This is a genomic window from Ferriphaselus sp. R-1 (assembly GCF_000746095.1).
Taxonomy (GTDB): Bacteria; Pseudomonadota; Gammaproteobacteria; order Burkholderiales; family Gallionellaceae; genus Ferriphaselus.
Map to the genome: position 1 here is coordinate 83,757 of NZ_JQKP01000002.1, position 22,238 is coordinate 105,994.

The window sequence follows — 22,238 nt, forward strand, 5'->3', positions numbered from 1 at the left end:
TCCGGAATGACGGGCTCATAAGTTCACGCTGCGTCCGCCGTCCACCGCGATCACCTGTCCGGTGATGTAGGGCGCGTCGGCGATGAGAAAGCGCACGGTGCGGGCGATGTCGTCGGGCGTGCCTTCGCGTTTGAGCAGGGTGTGCGCGACGATCTTGCGGCGCGTTTCCTCGTCGTCCCAGCCGCCCTCTTCCGGCCACAGGATCACCCCCGGCGCGACCGCGTTGACCCGCACCTGCGGTGCCAGTTCCTGCGCCAGCCCCTTGGTCAGCGCCACCAGCCCAGCCTTGGCTACGCTGTACAGCAGGTGGCCGTGCATCGGGCGTTCGGCGTGGATGTCCACGATGTTGACGATGGCCCCGTGCTGGCGACGCAGTTCCGCAGCTGCCGCTTGCGCCAGGAACAACGGCGCTTTCAGATTGGTGCCAACCAGGTCGTGCCAGTGCGCTTCGCCGGTCTCGGCCAGCGAAGCCGCATAGAAACTGGAAGCGTTGTTCACCAGCGCATCCAGCCGCCCGAAATGCTGCACTGCCGTCGCGACCAAGCCCGGCAAGGCCGCGCTGTCCAGCAGATCGGCCTGCACGCACAGCGCGGAACCGGCACGGCTGGCGTTCAGCTCATCGCGCAGCGCCTCCGCCTCGGCTGCCGACGCGCGGTAATGGATGGCCAAGTTCGCGCCCGCCGCGTGCAAGCGGCGGCAGATCGCCGCGCCCACGCGTTTCGCCCCCCCCGTCACCAATACCGTCTTGCCTTGCATCTGCTCCGCCCCCCAAACTGCTAAACTTGCGCCCTGTTTCGAATTATACCTGACCATGTCCGCCGCCACGCTCCCCGTTCCCAGCCCAGAAGCCCAAGCCCACAGCGCAAAACTCGTCGCCCTGATCGCCGCCGAGATTCAGAACCATGGCGGCTGGCTGCCGTTCTCGCGCTACATGGAGCTGGCCCTGTACGCGCCGGGGCTGGGCTATTACACGGCGGGCGCGCGCAAATTCGGCGTGGCGGGCGACTTCATCACCGCGCCGGAACTGTCGTCCCTGTTCGGCCGCACCCTGGCGCGGCAACTCGTCCAGATCATGCACGCCAGCTCGCCCCACATCCTGGAACTGGGCGCGGGCAGCGGCAAACTGGCGCTGGACATCCTGAGCGAGCTGGAAGTGCTGGGAGCCTTGCCGGAGCGCTATTCCATCCTCGAAGTCAGTGCCGACTTGCGCCAGCGCCAGCAGCAACTGATCGCCGAACGTCTGCCGCACCTCGCCGACCGGGTGCACTGGCTGGATGCGCTACCCGATACGATCAGCGGTGCCGTCATCGGCAACGAAGTGCTGGATGCGCTGCCGGTGCACTTGGTACATTGGCAGGCAGCAACCCTTCCCTCTCCCGCAGGGAGAGGGAGCGAGGGTGAGGGAGTTCACCAAGAATCAGGAAGCCTTGACCGAAAGTCCCCCACCCCTCCCCTCCCCCGAAGCGAGATGGGGCAAGTGCTACTGGAGCGCGGCATCTCTCTCACCGAATCCGGCCAACTCTGCTGGCGGGAGCGCCCCATCACCGACCCTGCCTTGCTCGCCGCCGCCCAGCGCATACAGGTTCCCGACGATTATCTGAGCGAGCTTCCGCTCGCCGCCAACGGCCTGATCACCAGCCTCGGCCAGCGCCTGCAACAAGGTGCGCTGCTGTTCATCGACTATGGTTTCGGCGCGCGCGAGTTCTATCATCCGCAACGCGATCGCGGCACGCTGATGTGCCATTACCGCCACTACGCCCACGACGATGCGCTGTTCCTGCCCGGCTTGCAGGACATCACCGCCCACGTCGATTTCACCGCCGTGGCCGAGGCGGGCGTGGATGCCGGGCTGGAGTTCCTCGGCTACACCTCGCAAGCCTTCTTCCTCATCAACTGCGGCATCACCGATCTGCTGAACGAAATCTCGCCCGATGACGTGCGCGCCTACGCACCGCTCTCCGGCCAACTCCAGAAGCTGACCAGCCCCGCCGAGATGGGCGAGCTGTTCAAGGTCATCGCGCTGGGACGCGCGCTGGAAGCCCCGTTGCAAGGCTTCGGGCGGGGTGACCTGTCGCGCCTGCTGTGAACCCCGCTCACCCCATGGACACCACCAGGACCGTCGCCGTCATCGGTGCAGGCCCCGCCGGGCTGATGGCCGCCGAAGTGCTGGCGCAGGGCGGCGCGCAGGTCACGGTGTTTGACGCCATGCCCAGCGCTGGGCGCAAATTCCTGATGGCGGGCAAGGGTGGCATGAACATCACCCACTCCGAGGCGTTCGATGCTTTTGTCACCCGCTACGGCGCGCGCCAGCCCGAGATCGAGCCGCTGCTGCGCGCCTTTCCACCGGAAGACCTGCGTGCGTGGATTCATGGCCTCGGCGTGCAGACCTTCGTCGGCAGTTCTGGCCGCGTGTTTCCCACCGAGATGAAAGCCGCGCCGCTGCTACGCGGCTGGCTGCACCGGCTGCGCGAGAGCGGCGTGCGCTTCGCCATGCGCCATCGCTGGCTGGGCTGGACGGACGACGGCAGCTTGCTTTTCGCAGAGCCGGAAGGCGAACACACGGTGCGCGCCGACGCAGTGGTACTGGCGCTTGGCGGCGGCAGTTGGGCGAAACTTGGTTCAGATGGTGCGTGGACTCCGCTGCTGGCCGGGCGTGGAGTAGAAGTCTCGCCGCTGCGCCCGTCCAACTGCGGCTTCGAGGTGGCGTGGAGCGAGCATTTCCGCAGCCGCTTTGCCGGAGAACCGCTGAAATCAGTGGCGGCCAGCTTCGGCGGCGCGCGCCGTCTGGGCGAATGCCTGATCGATGCCCACGGCATCGAAGGCGGACTGATCTACGCTCTTTCCACCGCACTACGCGACGAGATCGAGCACACCGGACGCGCCACGCTGCATCTGGACTTACTGCCGGATTGGTCAGCAGAAAAAGTTGCCGCCGCCGTTGCCCACCCGCGCGGCTCGCGCTCGCTCTCCAGTCACCTGCAAAGCCGTTTGGGTCTGAAAGGCGTGAAAGCCGGGCTGCTGCGCGAATGCCTGACGGCGGAGGAGTTCAACACACCTGCCCGCCTCGCCGCCGCCATCAAAGCCCTGCCACTGCCACTGCTCGCCCCGCGCCCGCTGGATGAAGCCATCAGCAGCGCAGGCGGCGTGCGCTTCGAGGCGCTGGATGCAAACTTGATGGTAAAGGAGCTACCCGGCGTATTCTGCGCGGGCGAGATGCTGGACTGGGAAGCCCCCACCGGGGGCTATCTGCTCACTGCCTGCTTCGCCAGCGGCAAAGCCGCTGGGTCTGGCGCTTTGGACTGGCTCAGACCCAGTCGCGCGGTTTGAGGAAGGTGTCGTACAACTCCGCTTCCGGCGTGCCCACTTCGGGCTGCCAGTCGTAGCGCCATTTCACCAGCGGCGGCATGGACAGCAGAATGGATTCGGTGCGACCATTGGATTGCAAGCCGAAGATAGTGCCGCGGTCGATGACCAGGTTGAACTCCACATAGCGCCCGCGACGGTACAGTTGGAAGTCGCGTTCGCGTTCGCCGTAGGGTGTGTCTTTGCGCTTTTCCAGCAGCGGCACATAGGCCGACAGGTAATGGTCGCCCACGCTTTGCTGGATAGCGAAACTGGTGTCGAAACCGGGCGCGTTTAGATCATCGAAGAAGATGCCGCCCACGCCGCGCTGCTCGTTGCGGTGCTTGAGGTAGAAATACTCGTCGCACCATTTCTTGTACTTGGGGTGCAGTTCCGCGCCGAAAGGATCGAGCGCGTTCTTGCAGATCTGGTGGAAATGTACCGCGTCTTCCTCGAAGCCGTAGTAGGGCGTGAGGTCCATGCCGCCGCCGAACCAGAACACCTTGTCGCCGTCCGGCTTGTGCGCCATGAACATGCGCACGTTGGCGTGCGAGGTTGGCGCATACGGGTTGCGCGGGTGCATCACCAGCGACACGCCCATCGCCTCCCAGCTGCATCCGGCCAACTCGGGGCGGTGCGCGGTGGCCGAGGCGGGCATCTTGTCGCCCTGCACATGCGAGAACGCCACCCCGCCGCGTTCCAGTACGTTGCCTTCCTCGATGATGCAGCTGATGCCTTCTCCCTTGCCGATACCGCCGGAGCCGGTCGCCCGCGTCCACTTGTCGCGCAGGAATTTCTTGCCGTCCACCTGCTCCAGCCTATCCACGATGAGCTCTTGCAGTTCGAGCAAGTATTGTTTTACGGCGGCACTATCCATGTTCTCTCCTTGAGTCGTCATTCCCGTCCGTGCGGGATGACGTTGTTGACTAGTTTCGTACGATTCTACCACCCACCCACGCACGGATGGTCGAAGGCTTCCGGCGTCTGCCCACGCGCCCCGGCAGCACCTGAACCGACCCGCCGAACAAGCGTTGGCACTCGGCGTAGCTTCGAGTGGCGCGTCGCCCGCCGAGGTTCGCGCTGGTCGAGACCAGAGCCATGCCTGCCCGACGGCACAACTCCCTGGCCTCCGGATGCGCCGTCAGCCGCACCGCCAGCGTGTCGTGCTCGCCGCGTAGCCAGCGCGGACAGGATGGCCTCACCGGCATCAGGTAAGTGATCGCTTGCGCGCCATCCTTCACCAGTCTCGCCTCGGCGGCGGCATCCAGCGGCTGCAGATAGCGGCGCAACTGGCGCGGCGCACTGGCGATCAGGATCAACCCTTTCCTCTGCGGTCTGCCCTTCAGCTTCAGCAGCCGCAATACCGCATCCCGGTTGCGCGGATCGCAACCGAAGCCGTAGCACGACTCGGTAGGATAGGCGACGAGGCCGCCGCGTTTGAGATGGGCAATCACTGCCGGGGATGGATGCACCACAGAAAGCTCCTGAAAAACTGCGCGCAATGATACCGGAATCGCCGCGCCGCCCGCGTTACAATGCCGTCCGAGCCACCCAACCGGAATCGCCGCATGACCGAAGAACGCCTCGCCGACCTCGAAGCCAAGCTCACCTACCAGGAAGATTTGATCGAGGCGCTGAACAAAACGAGCTACCAGCAACAGCAAAGGCTGGAACAGCTCGATGCCATCGTCGAGGCGCTGGCCAGACAGGTCAGATCACTGGCCGAAGCAGGCGGTGACGGCAAGTCACCTGCCAGCGAGCGCCCCCCGCATTACTGACCTCCCGCACCATACGCACGCTGTTCGTGGCCGCACGAACCCGGCCACGAGTCAGATGACCTTGCCGGGGTTCATCAGACCGCGCGGATCCAGCGCCTGCTTCACGTTGCGCATCAGCTCCAGCTCCAGCCCGCTCTTGTAATGCGTGATCTCCTCGCGCTTCAACTGTCCTAGTCCGTGTTCGGCGCTGATGCTGCCGTCGAGTCTGGCGACGACCTCATAGACGATGCGATTCACTTCCGGTTCATGCTGGGCGATGAAGGCCGCATTCTGCGCCGCGTCGAACAAGGAGGCGTTGTAGTGGATGTTGCCGTCGCCGATGTGGCCGAAGGCAACGATGCGGATACCGGGGTAGGCGGCGCGCAGGTCGGCGCTGGCCTGGGCGATAAACTCCGCCACGCGGCTGATCGGCACGGAGATGTCGTGCTTGATGCTCAGACCTTCGATCTTTTGCGCATCGCTGATGTTCTTGCGCAATTTCCACCAACGTTCAGCGTGATGCTTGTCGGCGGTGACGCTGGACTCCAGGATACCGTCGCCGAAAGCTTGCAGCGCCGCGCGCAGGGCGGTATCCAGCGGAGTCGCCAGCACATCCGACAGTTGGGTGATGACGATCCATTCGTGCGGACGGGCGAACGGCTCGTGCGTGTCCTGAATGTTCTTGAACACCAGATCGAGGCAGGAGCGCGAGATGATCTCGAAACCGCTGATCTTGTCGCCGCAGGCTGCACGCAGATGCGCCAGCAGCGCCACCGCCGTGGCCGGGTCGCGCACAGCGATGCAGGCGGTCGCCACGGCTTGCGGGCGCGGGAACAGTTTCAGTACGGCGGCGGTGATGATACCCAGTGTGCCTTCCGCACCGATGAACAGATGTTTGAGGTCGTAGCCGGTGTTGTCTTTGCGCAGACGGCGTAGGCCGTTCCAGATGCGGCCATCCGGCAACACCACTTCCAGCCCCAGCACCAGATCGCGCGCGTTGCCGTAACGCAGCACGCCGATGCCGCCGGCGTTGGTGGACAGGTTGCCGCCGATCTCGCAGTGCGGCGCAATGGCGGTCAGCCCAAGCGGGAACAAGCGCCCGGCCTGATCCGCCGCCTCGTACAGCGCAGCCAGCTTGCAACCTGCTTCCACGGTCATGGTGTAGTCGGTGGCATCCACGTCGCGGATGCGGTTCAGGCGCGAGAGATTCAGCACCAGTTGCGGCGTGCCGTCCGCCAGCGGCACTGAAGCGCCGCACAAGCTGGTGTTGCCGCCCTGCGGCACGATGGCGACACGCAGGCTGGCGCACAGCGCGACCACGGCGCTGACTTGTTGCGTGTCGGCGGGAAACACTACGGCCAGCGCATCGCCGGCATAGCGTCCGCGCCAGTCACGGCAATGGGGTTCGGCGGCAGCGCCGGTCAGCACATGGGACTGGCCGACGATGTCGGCCAGTCGGGAGATCAGTTCATGGCTCATGGCACACTGGGCACTCAGTTGTTCGAGGGCCTCATGATACCGCGCCTGTGCTATTCGATCGGCGGTTCCTGATCGATGCGCGCCCAGATGCGCCGTTTCCACAGGTAGAGCAGCACAGTCATGAAGGCCAGGTAGGCCAGCACATAGCTGCCCAGATGCTTGCGCTCGGCGGCGTGCGGGTCGGCAGCCCAGATCAGGAAGGCGCTGACATCCTTGGCCTGCGCCTGGATCCCTGCTTTTTGCTGGGCATCCGTGGCGGTAGCCATGCCCAGCACGTCCGGCATGCGCGTTTCGGGGAAGACTGTGTTGCCCAACACTCCATCCTGAGTGTTGTGATAAGCCGTCAGGTAGGAGTACAGATAATGCCCGCCGCCTTCGCGCGCACTGGCCATCAAACTCAGGTCGGGAGGGACGACTCCGCCGAAGGATTCCTTGGCGGCCTCGTCCGACATCTGCGAGGCCAGCACGGCATCCAGAGACTGACTGCCGCGCCACTCGTCGACCTTGTCCTTGCTCACGCCCAAATTGAGCAGATGGCGGTAGCGCAGGTATTTCAGGCCGTGGCAGCCATTGCAGTTGGTGGCGACGATCTCGGCACCGCGCACCAGCGCGGCCTTGTCCTCCGGCAGCGGGCTGTGGTCCAGCACGGCTTCATTGGCATGCGCCGCGCCGGGAGCCCATGCCAGCAGCAGGGCGGAAAAGGTGGCTAGTAACATCCTGATCATTTGGCACTCCTCTCACCCTGCGCATCCAGCAGGGATTTGAGTGCGGGCGGCAGCTTGCGTGACATCAGATAACGCTCCTCGATCTTGGAGATGAAAGGCAGGGCGAGGAAGGCGGCGAAATAGACGAAGGTGGCAACTTGTCCCACGATCACCGTGGTGTTGGTCACCGGCTGCGAGCCGACCCAGCCCAGCACCAGGATGTCCACCGCGAACAGGTAGAACAGAATGCGGTAGAAAGGACGGTAATGTGCGCCGCCGGGGATGCGGGATCGGTCCATATACGGCATGGCAGCGAAGATCAGCACCGACAGCGCCATCGCGATCACGCCGCCGATCAGGTCGGGCACGGCGCGCAGGATGGCGTAGAACGGCAGGAAGTACCACTCCGGCACGATGTGTGCGGGTGTCTGCATCGGGTTGGCCGGGATGTTGTTGGCGGCTTCGATGAAGGCGTTCGGCGCGAAGAACACGAACCAGCAGAACACCATCAGATAGACGCCCAGCCCGAACATGTCCTTGATGGTGAAGTAAGGATGGAAGGGGATGTTGTCCTTGTCAGCCAGATTGATGCCGGAAGGGTTGCTGCTCTTCACCGAGTGCAGGGCGACCAGATGGATGACCACGGCGGCGCTGATGATGAAGGGGAACAGGTAGTGCAAGGCAAAGAAGCGCGTCAGCGTCGCGTCACCCACGCCGTAGTCGCCGCGCAGCCAGACCACGAGCTGGTCACCGATGAAGGGCGTGGCGCGGAACAGGTTGGTGATGACGGCAGCGCCCCAGTAGGACATCTGGCCCCAGGGCAGCAGATAGCCCATGAACGAGATCGCCATCAATAACAGCAGCAGGATCTGCCCCGTCCACCACAGCAGTTCGCGCGGTTTGCGGTAAGAGCCGTAGTACAGCGTACGCGCCATGTGGATGTAGACCACGACGAAGAAAGCCGAGGCTCCGGTGGAATGCAGATAGCGCAACAGCCAGCCGTAGTTCACGTCGCGCATGATGTGCTGGACGGAATCAAAGGCCAGCGCCGCATCCGGCTTGTAATGCATGGCGAGGAAGATGCCAGTGGCCAGCTGCAACACCAGCACGAAACCGGCGAGGAAACCGAAGTTCCACCAGTAACTGAGGTTGCGCGGCGTGGGGTAGCCTGTGAGCTCGTGCTTGACGAAGCTGGTCAGGGGAAAGCGCTGGTCGATCCAGTCTATGGTCTGCTTGAACATGGTCGCTCCTAGGCCTTGCCGATGACGATCTTGTTCTCGCCTTCAAAACTATAGACGGGAACTTCGAGATTCTTCGGTGCCGGCCCGCGCACCACGCGCCCGCTGGTGTCGTACATACTGCCGTGACAGGCGCACAACCAGCCGTCCTCGTTGTGGTTAGGCACGCAGCCCAGATGGGTGCAGACCCCGACCACGACCAGCCATTCCGGCTTCTGGACGCGGCGTCCATCTTCTTCCGGTGCCAGTCCGCCGGGCGAGGACTGCGCCTTGCGGATCTCGGCTTCGGTACGGTGCAGTACAAACACCGGCTTGCCCTGCCAGGCCACGGTGTGCATCCCGCCCGGAGGGATGTTGGAAAGATCGACTTCGGTGATGGATTTCGCCAGCACGTCTTGACTGGGATTCATGCTGCTGACGAAGGGCCAGCAGGCCGCCGCAGCGCCGGTCACGCCCGCTGCCGTGGTGAACTTGCCCAGAAAGTCGCGCCGCGTCGGGCTGTTCAGGGTGTCGCTGTCTGCCATTTCTAACCTCCCTAGATATATTAGATTATTCTAATAGTTTCAGGCTTCGGCAGTATGACAGTCAACCGCTAGTATGGAGTAGTGACCGCTACCCAAAGGGATAAGCGAAATGTGCGGTCAAAACTCCAATGGGTCGACATCGAGCGACCAACGGAGTTTGGCGGCGGGCAAAGTCTCCAGCAGGGGGAGCCAGGCCCGCAGGAACGCCTGCAGTGCGGCGCGCGTATCCGCCTGGACCAGCAATTGTGCCCGCGTATGGTTGGCGCGGCGCGGCAGTGCGGCGGGTACCACGCCGTAGAGCTCCACCACGTGCGCGAGTTCAGCGCCCAGCTTGCGGGCCTGATGCAGAAAGCCGAACACGCTGTCGGCCTGCAGCCCTTCTGCCCGCAGCATGGCCTGGAAACAGTACGGAGGGAAAGCGGCTTGCTGGCGTTCGCCCAACAGCGTCCCGGCCCAGCTGACGTAATCGTGTTCGCGCAAGGCCTGGAACAAGGGATGGTCGGGAAAGGCCGTCTGGATGATGACTTCGCCGGGCTTGTCGGCGCGGCCAGCGCGACCGGCCACCTGCGCCAGTTGCGCGAACAGCCTTTCCGAGGCGCGGAAGTCGCTGCTGTACAGCGCATCGTCGGGATTGAGCACGCCGACCAGCGTCAGCTTGGGGAAGTCGTGGCCCTTGGCCAGCATCTGCGTGCCGATCAGGATGTCTATCCGGTCATCCGCGATCTGCTGGCGCATAGCGCTCCAACTGCCTTTGTTACGGGTGCTGTCTCTATCCACGCGCAGGATGCGCGCCTGCGGAAAGCGCTCGGCCAGCACCGCTTCCACGCGCTGCGTGCCGATTCCGACGGGTTGCAGGTCGGGATTGCCGCAGGACGGGCAGGCGTGGGGCACGCGCTGCTGCAGGCCGCAATGATGGCAGCGCAGGCGGCGCTCCGGCAGATGCAGCACCAGCTTGCCCGCACAATGCGGGCAGGCGGAGAGCCAGCCGCAGGCGGTGCACATCAGCACCGGGGCGTAGCCGCGCCGGTTGATGAACAGCAGGCTCTGTTCGCCGCGCTGCAGACGTGCTTCCAGCGCCGTCACCAGTTGCGGACTCAAGCCTTCCTGCATCAGCACCTGCTGGGTATGGATCAGGCGCAGGCTGGGCAGCGTGGCCTGTGCCACAGCGCGCTGGGTCAGGCGCAGCAGTCGGTAGCGCCCGCTCTGCGCGTTGTGCCAGCTTTCCAGCGCGGGCGTGGCCGAACCGAGCACGATGGGGATGGCGCGTTGATGGGCGCGGAAGATGGCCACGTCGCGGGCGGAGTAGCGCAGGCCATCCTGTTGTTTGTAGGAACTGTCGTGTTCCTCGTCCACCAGGATCAGCCCCAGTTCCGGCAAGGGCGTGAACACCGACAGCCGCGTCCCCAGCACGATGCGCGCCTGCCCGTTCTGGGCGCGCAGCCAGTTCTGGGTGCGCTCGCCGTCGCCCAGACCGCTGTGCAGGCTGACCAGCGCTGCATCCGGGAAGCGGCTGCGGAAATAGCCTTCGAGCTGTGGGGTGAGGTTGATCTCCGGCACCAACAGCAGCACTTGCCTGCCCTGCGCCAGCGCGTGGTGCATCAGGTGGACATAGACTTCGGTCTTGCCGCTACCGGTGATGCCATGCAGCAGGAAACAGCCGTAACCTTGAGTGGCGGTCACGGCATCCACGGCGGCTTGCTGCTCGTCTGTCAGACTATGGTGGCTCGCGAAGCGATGATCCACCGGGACATCGGCGACCTGCTCCACCCAGCCCGCGTCGATGAGGGCCTGCAATGCCGTCGGTGCACTGGTCGCCAAGGTGCGGAGCTGCGCCAGTGACCGCACGCCCTGGCGCAGCTCGTCCAGCAAGCGGAGTTGTACCTTCTGCCGCTTGGGCAGGCTGGAGGATTCCAGCCTCTGTCCCGCCGCCGTGAGCGCATAGTTCGGCGCAGTCTTCAACGCGACAGCTTCGTCCGCACGCAAGCGAGCGGGCAAGGCCGACAGCACGGTCGCCCCCAAGGGATAGTGGTAATAGTCGCTGCAAAAGCGCAACAGGCGGAGCATCTCTTCGGGCAATGGCGCGACATCTTCCAGTACGCGCTCCACCGGCTTGATGCGCTCGTCCGCCAATTCCGAGGTTTCGGCTATCTCCATGACCACGCCAATGAGCTGTTTGCGTCCGAACGGAACCAGCACACGCTGTCCCACGACCGCGTGCATTTCCGTACTCAGCGAGTAGTCGAACAGCCTTGACAGTGGCAGATCCAGCGCCACACGGACAATCAGCATTTAGTCTATTTTCCTGCGAAATTTTCTATGAAACCCGGCTAACACCATGGTCTGACGATAGGTTTTTATCTTACACACAATTCCTGTGGATAACTGTGTGGAAAGTTGTTGGATGGAATGCCTAACTGCTAATGGTGTATAGACTTTTTTGCGGCTGCTCATTTTTTGCACTAACAGCACTAGCCATTTTGAATCAATGACTTATTAACACCAACAACAAAGGCCGCTGGTTTTTGCCAACGGCCTTTGCGAAAAAACAGCTATGTGTACAACCCGACTGGAAAATTACACCTTTCAGTGGTACTTCCGGCTCAGTTCATGCACCGCGCGCACCAAGGCAGCCGCGTTCTCCGGATCGGTAAATTGCGAGATGCCGTGGCCCAGATTGAACACGTGGCCGCTGCCGTAGCCGTAGCTGGCCAGCACCTTTTCCACTTCGCGTTCGATGGCCTGCGGGTTGGAGAACAGCACCGCCGGATCGATGTTGCCTTGCAGGGCGACCTTGTGGCCGACCTTCTGGCGAGCGATGCCGATGTCCATGGTCCAGTCCAGACCGACCGCATCGCAACCGATGTCGGCGATGTTCTCGATCCACAGGCCACCGCCCTTGGTGAACACGATGGACGGAATCTTCACGCCGTCCTTTTCCTTGATCAGGCCATCGACAATCCGCTGCATATAAGGCAGCGAGAACTCGTGATAAGCGTAGTGCGACAGCGTGCCGCCCCAGGAATCAAAGATCATCACAGCTTGCGCGCCCGCTTCGATCTGCGCGTTCAGGTACTGGGTCACGGCTTCGGCAGTCACGCCGAGGATGTGGTGCATCAGCGCCGGTTCCTTGTACATCATGCTCTTGACCTTGGCGTAGTCGTCGCTGCCGCCGCCTTCCACCATGTAGCAACCCAGCGTCCACGGACTGCCGGAGAAACCGATCAGCGGCACGCGGCCATCCAGGGCCTTGCGGATCTGCGACACGGCATCGGTGACGTACTTCAGCTCAGTGCCGATGTCCGGCACGCGCAGCGCCTTGATCTCGGCTTCGGTCTTCAGCGGGCGCTCGAACTTCGGGCCTTCGCCTTCGGCGAAATACAGACCCAGACCCATCGCGTCCGGCACGGTCAGAATGTCGGAGAACAGGATGGCGGCATCCAGCGGGAAGCGATCCAGCGGCTGCAAGGTCACTTCGGTCGCCATGTCGGGCGACTTGCACAGATTAAGGAAGCTGCCCGCACGCTTGCGGGTGGCGCAGTATTCCGGCAGATAGCGACCGGCCTGGCGCATCATCCACAGTGGGGTGTACTCAGTCGGCTGGCGCAGCAGCGCGCGCAGGAAGGTGTCGTTCTTGACCTTGAAGTTCATGGCATCTCTCAAAAGAAAACGCCCCTGCTCGGCAAGGGCGTTGTGATTATTATCTTAACGTGGCAGTACGCTGCTGCCCATCAGGAACTCATCCACCGCGCGGGCGGCCTGGCGGCCTTCGCGGATGGCCCAGACCACCAGCGACTGGCCCCGGCGCACGTCGCCAGCGGCGAACACCTTGGGCACGTTGGTCTGGTAGCAGCCCGCGCCGTCGGTGTTGGCCTTGGCGTTGCCGCGCGCATCCTTGTCCACACCAAAGGCTTCCAGCATCTTGGCCACCGGGTTGGTGAAGCCCATCGCCAGAAACACCAGGTCGGCCTTGACGATGAACTCGCTGCCGGCGATCTCGCTCAGCTTGCCGTCCTTCCACTCCACGCGGGCGGCCTTCAGGCCGGTCAACTTGCCGTTCTCGCCGATGAATTCCTTGGTGGTCACCGACCAGTCGCGTGCGCAACCTTCGTCGTGCGAGCTGGATGTGCGCAGCTTGAGCGGCCAGTAGGGCCAGGTCAGCGGGCCGTTCTCCAGCTCGGGCGGACGCGGCATCACCTCGAATTGGGTGACGGCGGCAGCGCCGTGGCGGTTGGAGGTGCCCACGCAGTCGGAGCCGGTGTCGCCACCGCCGATCACCACGACGTGCTTGCCATCAGCGTGGATCGGGTTGCGGCCATCACCGGCCACTTCCTTGTTCTGCGGGATGAGGAATTCCAGCGCGAAATGCACGCCGGACAATTCGCGGCCTGGCACCGGCAGATCGCGCGGCGTCTCGGAACCGCCGGTCAGGATCACGGCATCGAAGCTCTTCAGCAACTCGTCCGGGCTGACGCTGGTGGTGGCGTCATTGGCCGTGCCCTTGCCCGGCATCTCCTTGCCCACCCACACGCCGGTACGGAATTCCACGCCTTCGGCGCGCATCTGGTCCATGCGGCGGTCGATGTGCGACTTCTCGAACTTGAAATCAGGGATGCCGTAGCGCAGCAGGCCGCCGACACGGGAATTCTTCTCGAACACCGTCACGGCGTGACCGGCACGCGCCAGTTGCTGGGCGGCGGCCAAACCTGCGGGACCGCCACCGACCACGGCGACCTTCTTGCCGGTCTTGGTCACTGCCGGTTGCGGCACGACCCAGCCGTTCTCCCAGGCCTTGTCGATGATGGCGTGCTCGATGGACTTGATACCCACGGCAGCCTGATCGATGTTCAGGGTACAAGCGGCCTCGCATGGGGCGGGGCAGATGCGACCGGTGAACTCGGGGAAGTTGTTGGTGGAATGCAGCACAGTCAGGGCTTCCTGCCATTGGCCGCGATACACCAGATCGTTCCAATCCGGGATGATGTTGTTGATCGGGCAGCCGTTGTTGCAGAACGGGATGCCGCAGTCCATGCAGCGCGCGCCCTGAGTCTTGGCCTGCTCGTCCGTCAGGGTCTGGACGAATTCGCCGTAGTTCTTCAGGCGGTCAGCAACTGGCAGATACGCCTCGTTGATGCGCTGGAATTCCATGAATCCGGTTGGCTTGCCCATTATGCGGCCTCCACTTGCTTGGCTTGTTGTGCCGCGATCTCACGCAGTGCGCGGCGATATTCGGTTGGCATCACCTTGACGAACTTGGGCAGATACGTAGCCCAGTTGTCCAGAATCTTCTTGGCGCGCGTGCTGTTGGTGAAGCCGAGATGCTTTTCGACGTAGGTGCGCAGCACCGCCTCATCGGCCTTGCCGAGGTGGTTGAAGTGGATACGACCATGGGTTTCCAGTTCACCCGTCTCGCTGGCGGCAGATTCCGCCGGAACCGGTTCCAGCTCGACCATGGCCAGGTTGCAGCGCTTGGCGAAGCTGCCATCCTCATCCAGCACGTAAGCCACACCGCCGGACATACCCGCCGCGAAGTTGCGCCCGGTCTGGCCCAGCACAATGACGATGCCGCCGGTCATGTATTCGCAGCCGTGATCGCCGGCGCCTTCGACCACGGTGATCGCGCCGGAGTTACGCACCGCGAAGCGTTCGCCCGCGACGCCGTTGAAGTAACACTGGCCGCCCGTTGCGCCGTACAGCACGGTATTGCCGACGATGATGTTTTCTTCCGGCACGATGGAACAATCTTGCGCGGGGCGAATCACGATACGACCGCCGCACAGTCCCTTGCCGACGTAATCGTTACCTTCGCCTTCAAGGTCGAGCGTCACGCCGTTCGCCAGGAATGCGCCGAAGCTCTGTCCAGCCGTCCCCTTCAGTTTCACCACAATGGTGTTGTCGGGCAGGCCGGTGTTGCCGTAGCGTTTGGCGACCTCGTGCGACAGCATGGTGCCCGCACTGCGGTTCACGCTGCCGATGCTGCTGCGGATCACGACGGATTTGCCGGATTCGAGCGCCGGTGCGGCTTCGGCAATGAGCTGGTTATCCAGCGCCTTGTCCAGACCGTGATCCTGCGATTCGGCATGGCGGCGCGCCACGCTGGCAGGCATGTCGGGCTGATGGAATATCTTGCTGAAGTCCAAGCCCTGCGATTTCCAGTGGGCGATGCCCTGCTTCACGTCGAGCAGGTCGGAGCGACCGATCAGGTCCTCGAATTTGCGGATGCCCATCTGCGCCATCAGCTCACGTACTTCTTCAGCGACGAAGAAGAAGTAGTTGACCACGTGCTCGGGCTGGCCGGTGAATTTCTTGCGCAGCGCCGGGTCCTGAGTAGCCACGCCGACCGGGCAGGTGTTGAGGTGACATTTGCGCATCATGATGCAGCCTTCCACCACCAGCGGAGCGGTGGCGAAGCCGAACTCGTCCGCGCCCAGCAGTGCGCCGATCAGCACGTCGCGGCCCGTCTTCAACTGGCCGTCCACTTGCAAGCCGATGCGGCCACGCAACTGGTTCAGCACCAGTGTCTGCTGCGCTTCGGCCAGCCCCAGTTCCCACGGCGTACCGGCGTGTTTGATCGAGGACAGTGGGCTTGCGCCGGTGCCGCCGTCGTAGCCGGAGATCACGATGTGGTCGGCCTTGGCTTTGGAAACGCCTGCGGCCACGGTGCCGACACCCACTTCGGACACCAGCTTGACCGAGATCGAAGCCGAGGAATTGGCGTTCTTCAGGTCATGGATGAGCTGCGCCAGGTCTTCGATGGAATAGATGTCGTGGTGCGGGGGCGGCGAGATCAGACCGACACCGGGCACCGAGTGACGCAGCTTGCCGATGTACTCGGACACCTTGCCGCCAGGCAATTGGCCGCCTTCGCCGGGCTTCGCGCCCTGCGCCATCTTGATCTGGATCTGGTCGGCGTTCGACAGATATTCCGCCGTCACACCGAAGCGACCGGACGCGACCTGCTTGATGGCGGAGCGCAACGAATCGCCCTCGGCCATCACGCGGTCAGCTTCGATGCGGTTCTTGCCGATGATCCCGGCCAGCGTCTCGCCCGCCTTCAGCTTGCGGAAACGGTTGGCATCCTCGCCACCTTCGCCGGTGTTGGACTTGCCGCCGATGCGGTTCATCGCCTGCGCCAGCACGGTATGCGCCTCGGTGGAGATGGAGCCCAAGGACATCGCGCCGGTAGCGAAGCGCTTGACGATATCCTTGGCGGATTCGACTTCTTCCAGCGGCACGGGGGCACCCAGCGGCTTGATCTCGAACAGGCCGCGCAGCGTCTTCAGCTTGTGCGCCTGATCGTTGATCAGCTTGGCGTATTCCTTGTAGGTGTTGAAGTTGTTGGCACGGGTGGCGTGCTGCAACTTGGCGATGGAGTCCGGTGTCCACATGTGCTCTTCGCCACGGATGCGGAAGGCGTATTCGCCGCCCGCATCCAGCATGCCGGCCAGCACCGGGTCGTTGCCGAACGCGCCCAGATGGGTGCGCACCGCTTCTTCCGCGACCTCGGCCAGGCCGATACCCTCGATCTGGGTGGCAGTGCCGGTGAAGTAGCGCTCGACGAAGGCGGCGTTCAGGCCGATGGCCTCGAAGATCTGCGCGCCACAGTAGGACTGGTAAGTGGAGATGCCCATCTTGGACATCACTTTCAGCAGGCCCTTGTTGATCGCCTTGACGAAGCGTTTGCCCGCCTCGTACGGCGACAGCTGCCCCGGCAGACCGGCGCTCAGGTCGGCGATGGTCTCGAAGGCCAGCCACGGACAGACCGCTTCTGCGCCGTAACCGGCGAGCAGGGCAAAGTGGTGGGTCTCGCGGGCAGAGCCGGTGTCTACCACCAGGCCAGTGCTGGTGCGCAGACCTTCGCACACCAGATGGTGGTGCACACCGGCGGTGGCCAGCAGCGCCGGGATGGCGACGCGCGCGGCGGTCACGCCTCGGTCGGACAGGATCAGCACGTTGATGCCTTCGGCCACGGCCTGGTCGGCAGCAGCACACAGTGCAGTGATGGCAGCATCGCACCCGGCAGCGCCCTGGGCGACCGGATAGGTGATGTCCAGCACACGCGAACGGTACTGGCCGTCAGTCAGGCTGGCGATGTCGCGCAGCTTGGCCAAGTCGTCATTGGTCAGCACTGGCTGATGCACTTCCAAACGCAACGCCGGATTGGTCTCGTCCACGCCCAGCAGATTGGGCTTGGGGCCGATGAACGAGGTCAGCGACATCACGATCTCTTCGCGGATCGGGTCGATCGGCGGGTTGGTCACCTGGGCGAACAGTTGCTTGAAGTAGCTGTACAGCACCTTGTTCTTGTTGGACAGCACGGGCAGCGCGGCATCGTTACCCATCGAGCCGGTGGCTTCTTCGCCAGCGGCGGCCATCGGTGCCAGGATGAATTTCAGGTCTTCCTGCGAATAACCAAAGGCCTGCTGGGTGTCGAGCAACGAGGCACTCAGTCCAGCGTTGGCGGCGACTTCAGGCAGGTCACCCAGGAAGTAGCGCGACTTCTCGATCCACTGGCGATAAGGCTTGGCGGTGGCGAGCTGGGTCTTCAGTTCGTCGTCGCTGACGATGCGACCGGCTTGCATGTCGATCAGGAACATCTTGCCCGGCTGCAAACGCCACTTTTTGACGATCTTGTTCTGCGGGATGGGCAGCACGCCCATCTCGGATGCCAGCAGCACCACGTCGTCGTCGGTGACTAAATAACGGGCTGGGCGCAGGCCGTTGCGGTCCAGCGTCGCACCGATCATCTGGCCGTCGGTGAAGGCCACGGCGGCGGGGCCGTCCCACGGCTCCATCAGCGCGGCATGGTATTCGTAGAACGCGCGGCGTTCCTCGTCCATCAGTGGATTACCAGCCCAGGCTTCCGGGACCAGCATCATCATGGCGTGCGGCAGGCTGTAACCACCGGCCACCAGCAGTTCCAGCGCATTGTCGAAACAGGCGGAGTCGGACTGACCTTCGACGATGAGCGGCCACAGCTTTTCCAGGTCCTCCCCGAGGAACTGCGACGACATCGCAGCATGGCGCGCAGTCATCCAGTTGACGTTGCCGCGCACGGTGTTGATCTCGCCGTTGTGGGCGATCATGCGGAACGGGTGGGCCAGATCCCAGGTCGGGAAGGTGTTGGTAGAGAAACGCTGGTGTACCAGCGCCAGCGCGGAGACCACGCGAACATCCTGCAGGTCGAGATAATAGGTGCCGACCTGATCCGCCAGCAACATGCCCTTGTAGACGATGGTGCGGGAGGACAGCGAGGGGATGTAGAAACCGGAACCCTGGCCGTTAGGCAGGTTGCGGATGGCGTGTTCGGCGGTCTTGCGGATGACGAACAGCTTGCGCTCGAAGCAATCCTGGCTGGGGCAGTTCACCCCGCGACCGATGAACACCTGACGCACGGTCGGCTCCACCAGCTTGACGCTCTCGCCCAGAATGGCGCTGTTCACCGGCACGTCGCGCCAGCCCAGCAGGGTCTGGCCTTCGGCGGCGATCTTGGCAGCGATCACTTTTTCGCAGGCTTCGCGCGCGGCAGCATCACGCGGCAGGAACAGCATACCCACGCCGTATTCGCCCGCCGGGCGCAGCTCACAGCCGGAGACCGCACGGAAGAAGGCATCCGGCAGTTGCAGCAGAATGCCCGCACCGTCACCGGCCAACGGGTCGGCACCCACTGCCCCCCGGTGCACCAGATTCTCCAGAATCTGCAAGCCTTCGCGTACGCGGTCATGGCTCTTTTGTCCTTTGATGTGGGCCACGAAGCCCACACCACACGCATCGCGCTCTTGGCGCGGATCGTACAGCCCCTGCTGTACCGGCAACGAAGGATGGTTCACGCTATTCCTTAATCAAATTCAGCCTACACAAATCGGCGACACACTATCGCCATGTTCTACAGTCAAGCGAAAGGGCGGGAATGGTACCTTGTCTCCCCGTGGAGGGCAACACGGACGCGGCGTAAATCCGCACTGACAGCAGGGAGGTCAGCCGGCCACACGCTGTGTATCTCTCGACCTCATCCCCAATTTCAAGCAGAATCGCTCAAGCAGCGATCGCGGGCCGATCCGGCTCCGCACTACCGGACTTGCCGCCAGGCTGGATGATGACCGAAGAAGATGCCATGACACAGACTAACACCTCCGTAAACAATCCCGCCCTCAAGCTGTGGCGCGATGCGCGCGCGCGCCGCATCGCCAAACGCACGTCCATCGCGTTCGCCGGATTCATGCTGTTGTTCGGTCTGGTCGGCTACTTCTGGCTTCCCGGCTATGCCAAGTCGCAACTGGAAACGGCCTTGAGTACCGAGTTCAAACGTCCGGTGACGGTCGAGCGCATCGTGGTTTCGCCGTATGCGCTGGCGGTGACGGTGGAAGGTTTCAAGGTGGGCGATGTGGCATCGGTTGGGCGTTTGCGGGTGAACTTGTCCTCGGCTTCGCTGTTCCGGCTGATGCCCATCGTGTCGGAAGTCACCATCGACCAGCCCAGGCTGCATCTGGTGCGCGAGTCGGAAACGCGCTTGAACATCTCCGACCTGCTGGATCAGTGGGCGGCAAAACCTGCAAGTAACGGGCCGCCCCAGCAGTTCTCGGTGAGCAACATCACCCTGAACGACGGTCAGGTGGAGTGGGTCGACCAGGTGGTCGGGGAGACACAGACGGTCAGCCAGATCCATCTCGGCGTGCCCTTCCTCGCCAACACCCCGTCGCAGGAGGAAGTTTATGTCCAGCCTGCGTTCAGCGCCCACCTCAATGGCGCCGACTTCAATCTCTCCGGCAAGGTGCGCCCGTTCGCCGCTGGCCAGGATGCGATGCTGGCGGTGGAACTGGACGATTTCGACCTGACCCGCATCAGCGGCTACCTCCAGTCGCCGCTCGCACTGGAGTCGGCGCTGCTGAGCACCAAGCTGCAAGTGCAGTTCCAGCGCCGCAACGGCGGAGCGGATTCGCTGAATGTGACGGGCGATCTGGCGGTGAAGAAGCTCAAAGGCACGCTGACTGCACAGAAGCTCGGGATAGACGTGCCGCTGCTCAGTCTGGGCGGCATCCGTGCCGATGTGTTCGGCCAGAAAGTGGCGGTGCAGCGCATCGCGCTCCAGTCGCAGGCCGACGCGATGCCTTCCTTCCAGCGCGCCGACTCTCGTTTCCTGCGCTGGCAGGAACTCAGTCTGGATGCGCTGGCGGTGGATATGAAGGCGCACATGGCGCAGGTCGGCGGGGTGAAGCTGGCCACGCCGGAACTGGATCTGGCGCGCACCCCGGCGGGTAAGCTGGACATCGTCGAAACCTTCGCCACGCCCGCGCCCACACCGCCCGCCAAACCGGCCAAGGTGGAAAAGACCGAGGCGCTCGCGCCTGCCTGGAACTGGTCGCTGGACAAGTTTGTGCTGGAGTCCGGCAAGCTGCAGTTCGTCGATCAAGGCCGCAAGGATGCGCATGCGCTGACGCTGGCTGACGTGCAGATCGAGACCGGCAAGCTGACTAGCCTCACGCCACCGCCCATCCCCGTGAAGCTGAAGGCCACGGTGAACGAACAGGGATCGCTGGCCGCCGAAGGCAGCGTCACGCTGGCGGGGCAGGCCGATCTCAAGCTGGATGCTCAGCACTTCGATCTGGTCGCCCTGCAAGGCTGGGCCACGGAAGGCTTGAACGCAGTGCTGACGCGCGGCGATGCCAGCTTCACCGGCGACATCCACGCCGCCAACGGCCAGGTCAAACTGGATGGCGACGTGGCGCTGAACGATTTCAATGTGCTGGATCGGGTCAATGCCGAGGACATGTTGCGCTGGAAACTGTTACGGGTGGACAAGCTGGCGCTCAACACCCAGCCCTTCGCGGTCAACATCGGCGAGGTTTCCCTGCGCGACTTTTACGCGCAACTGCTGGTGAACTCCAAAGGCCAACTTAACCTGAAAGGCATCGTCAACAAACCGGCTGAACCGACTCCGGCACCTGCGTCCAGCATAGCGGCGGCACCGCCCGCCCCGGTTGCGACCGCGCCAGTGAAGCCCGCGCCCGCCTTGCCGGTGCGCATCGGCAAGATCACCCTGGCCAACGGTGAGGTGGATTTCAACGACGAATTCATCAAGCCGAATTATGCAGTGCGGCTGTCCAGCCTCAAGGGCAACATCGGCACACTGGCGGCAGGCAAGCAGAGCAGCGTGGAAATCTCTGGCAAGGTGGACAAGAGCGCGCCGCTGCACATCGCGGGCTGGGTCGATCCTTTTGCCTCGCTGCTTTCGCTCAATCTGCAAGCCAGCGCGCGCGGCCTTGATCTGCCTACTTTGTCCGGCTATTCTGGCCACTACCTCGGCTACCCCATCGAAAAGGGCAAGCTGTCGGTGGACGTGAGTTACCTGATCGACAAGGGCGAGCTGAAGGCGCAGAACAAGATTTTCCTAGACCAGTTGACGCTGGGCGAGAAGCTGGACAACCCCAGCGTGCTCGACATCCCGATCCGGTTGGCGATCGCCTTGCTGAAGAACTCGCGCGGCGAGATCGACCTCGACCTGCCGCTGTCCGGCTCGCTCAACGATCCGCAATTCAGCATCGGCGGCATCGTGGTCAAGGTGCTGGTCAATCTGGTGGTAAAGGCGGTCACGGCGCCGTTCGCCTTGCTGGGTTCCCTGTTCGGTGGCGGAGAAGACCTCTCCAATCTGGCCTTCATCGCCGGTTCCAGCCGACTCACGCCGGACATGGAGGGCAAGCTGCAGTCGCTGGGCAAGGCCATGGCCGACCGTCCCGGCCTGAAGATGGAGATTACCGGCTTTGCTGACGTGGCGGCTGACCGCGCCGGGCTGAAACACGAACTGATGCTGCGTAAACTCAAGGCGCGCAAGCTGGCCGACAGCGCCCGGCGCGGCAAATCCAGCGTGTCTGTGGACGAGGTGGTGATCACGCCCGAGGAATACCCGGACTTGCTGGAAAAGGTCTATGGCGACGCAGACATCAAGGGAAAACCGCGCAACGCCATCGGCATGCAGAAGAGCATCCCCGTGGCCGAGATGGAAGCCCTGTTGCTGGCGAACATCGCCGTGACCGATGCCGACCTGACCGAGCTGGCCGATGCGCGTGGCCGCGCCGTGCAGGACTGGCTCACCTCGACCGGCAGCGTGGCGGTCGAGCGCGTGTTCCTGCTCAGCAGTCACGTCGGCCCGGCGGAAAAAGACCTGCCGCCCAGCCGCGTCGCTTTCTCCATCCGTTAACT

General features: G+C 63.4%; 15 protein-coding genes. 4 read left to right on the top strand and 11 right to left on the bottom strand.

Annotation, left to right across the window (positions count from 1 at the left end):
• Positions 1-15: 15 nt before the first annotated feature.
• On the bottom strand, positions 16-756 hold the full coding sequence (locus DM08_RS02855) for a pteridine reductase (protein ID WP_035383132.1): 741 nt from the start codon (positions 754-756) through the stop codon (positions 16-18).
• A gap of 55 nt (positions 757-811) precedes the next feature.
• Between DM08_RS02855 and DM08_RS02860 the strand changes: the two genes are divergently transcribed.
• Entirely contained in the window at positions 812-2,086 is a 1,275-nt protein-coding gene (locus tag DM08_RS02860) for a class I SAM-dependent methyltransferase (RefSeq protein ID WP_035383133.1), read from the top strand.
• A gap of 14 nt (positions 2,087-2,100) precedes the next feature.
• Positions 2,101-3,327: a TIGR03862 family flavoprotein gene (locus tag DM08_RS02865; RefSeq protein WP_035383134.1), complete on the top strand. Its 1,227-nt coding sequence runs from the start codon at positions 2,101-2,103 to the stop codon at positions 3,325-3,327.
• Here the strand turns inward: DM08_RS02865 and hemF are convergent.
• Both hemF and DM08_RS02875 read right to left on the bottom strand, forming a co-directional pair.
• Positions 3,305-4,219 carry an oxygen-dependent coproporphyrinogen oxidase gene (hemF, locus tag DM08_RS02870; RefSeq protein ID WP_035383135.1) on the bottom strand — a complete coding sequence of 305 codons (915 nt, stop codon included), beginning with the start codon at positions 4,217-4,219 and terminating at the stop codon, positions 3,305-3,307. The two genes, DM08_RS02865 and hemF, sit on opposite strands and share 23 nt — an antisense overlap.
• Positions 4,220-4,268: 49 nt before the next feature.
• Positions 4,269-4,817, bottom strand: a complete 549-nt coding sequence (locus tag DM08_RS02875; RefSeq protein ID WP_237560201.1) for an L-threonylcarbamoyladenylate synthase type 1 TsaC — start codon at positions 4,815-4,817, stop codon at positions 4,269-4,271.
• 93 nt (positions 4,818-4,910) lie between these two features.
• Here DM08_RS02875 and DM08_RS02880 point away from each other — a divergent pair, with 93 nt between their 5' ends.
• Positions 4,911-5,120 (top strand): SlyX family protein, encoded by a 210-nt coding sequence (locus DM08_RS02880; protein ID WP_035383136.1) that lies wholly within the window; start codon positions 4,911-4,913, stop codon positions 5,118-5,120.
• 51 nt (positions 5,121-5,171) lie between these two features.
• Here DM08_RS02880 and DM08_RS02885 read toward each other — a convergent pair whose 3' ends face one another.
• From DM08_RS02885 to gltB, 8 genes are all read right to left on the bottom strand, one after another.
• Complete coding sequence (locus DM08_RS02885) at positions 5,172-6,578, bottom strand: FAD-binding oxidoreductase (protein ID WP_035383137.1); 1,407 nt, start codon at positions 6,576-6,578, stop codon at positions 5,172-5,174.
• 50 nt (positions 6,579-6,628) lie between these two features.
• Positions 6,629-7,303: a cytochrome c1 gene (locus DM08_RS02890; protein ID WP_237560202.1), complete on the bottom strand. Its 675-nt coding sequence runs from the start codon at positions 7,301-7,303 to the stop codon at positions 6,629-6,631.
• The gene (locus DM08_RS02895) at positions 7,300-8,523 is read right to left on the bottom strand and encodes a cytochrome b (protein ID WP_035383138.1); all 1,224 of its coding nucleotides are present in this window, start codon (positions 8,521-8,523) and stop codon (positions 7,300-7,302) included. The genes DM08_RS02890 and DM08_RS02895 overlap by 4 nt, the downstream gene beginning before the upstream one ends.
• Positions 8,524-8,531: 8 nt before the next feature.
• On the bottom strand, positions 8,532-9,044 hold the full coding sequence (gene petA, locus DM08_RS02900; protein ID WP_035383139.1) for a ubiquinol-cytochrome c reductase iron-sulfur subunit: 513 nt from the start codon (positions 9,042-9,044) through the stop codon (positions 8,532-8,534).
• Between the two features lie 117 nt (positions 9,045-9,161).
• Complete coding sequence (locus tag DM08_RS02905) at positions 9,162-11,333, bottom strand: primosomal protein N' (protein ID WP_035383140.1); 2,172 nt, start codon at positions 11,331-11,333, stop codon at positions 9,162-9,164.
• Positions 11,334-11,627: 294 nt separating this feature from the next.
• Complete coding sequence (hemE, locus tag DM08_RS02910; RefSeq protein WP_035383141.1) at positions 11,628-12,692, bottom strand: uroporphyrinogen decarboxylase; 1,065 nt, start codon at positions 12,690-12,692, stop codon at positions 11,628-11,630.
• A 54-nt stretch (positions 12,693-12,746) separates the two neighbouring features.
• Entirely contained in the window at positions 12,747-14,210 is a 1,464-nt protein-coding gene (locus tag DM08_RS02915; protein ID WP_035383142.1) for a glutamate synthase subunit beta, read from the bottom strand.
• On the bottom strand, positions 14,210-18,871 hold the full coding sequence (gene gltB / locus DM08_RS02920) for a glutamate synthase large subunit (protein ID WP_081908743.1): 4,662 nt from the start codon (positions 18,869-18,871) through the stop codon (positions 14,210-14,212). The genes DM08_RS02915 and gltB overlap by 1 nt, the downstream gene beginning before the upstream one ends.
• A 284-nt stretch (positions 18,872-19,155) precedes the next feature.
• Between gltB and DM08_RS02925 the strand changes: the two genes are divergently transcribed.
• Positions 19,156-22,236, top strand: a complete 3,081-nt coding sequence (locus DM08_RS02925) for a DUF748 domain-containing protein (protein WP_161780254.1) — start codon at positions 19,156-19,158, stop codon at positions 22,234-22,236.
• Positions 22,237-22,238 lie beyond the last annotated feature (2 nt).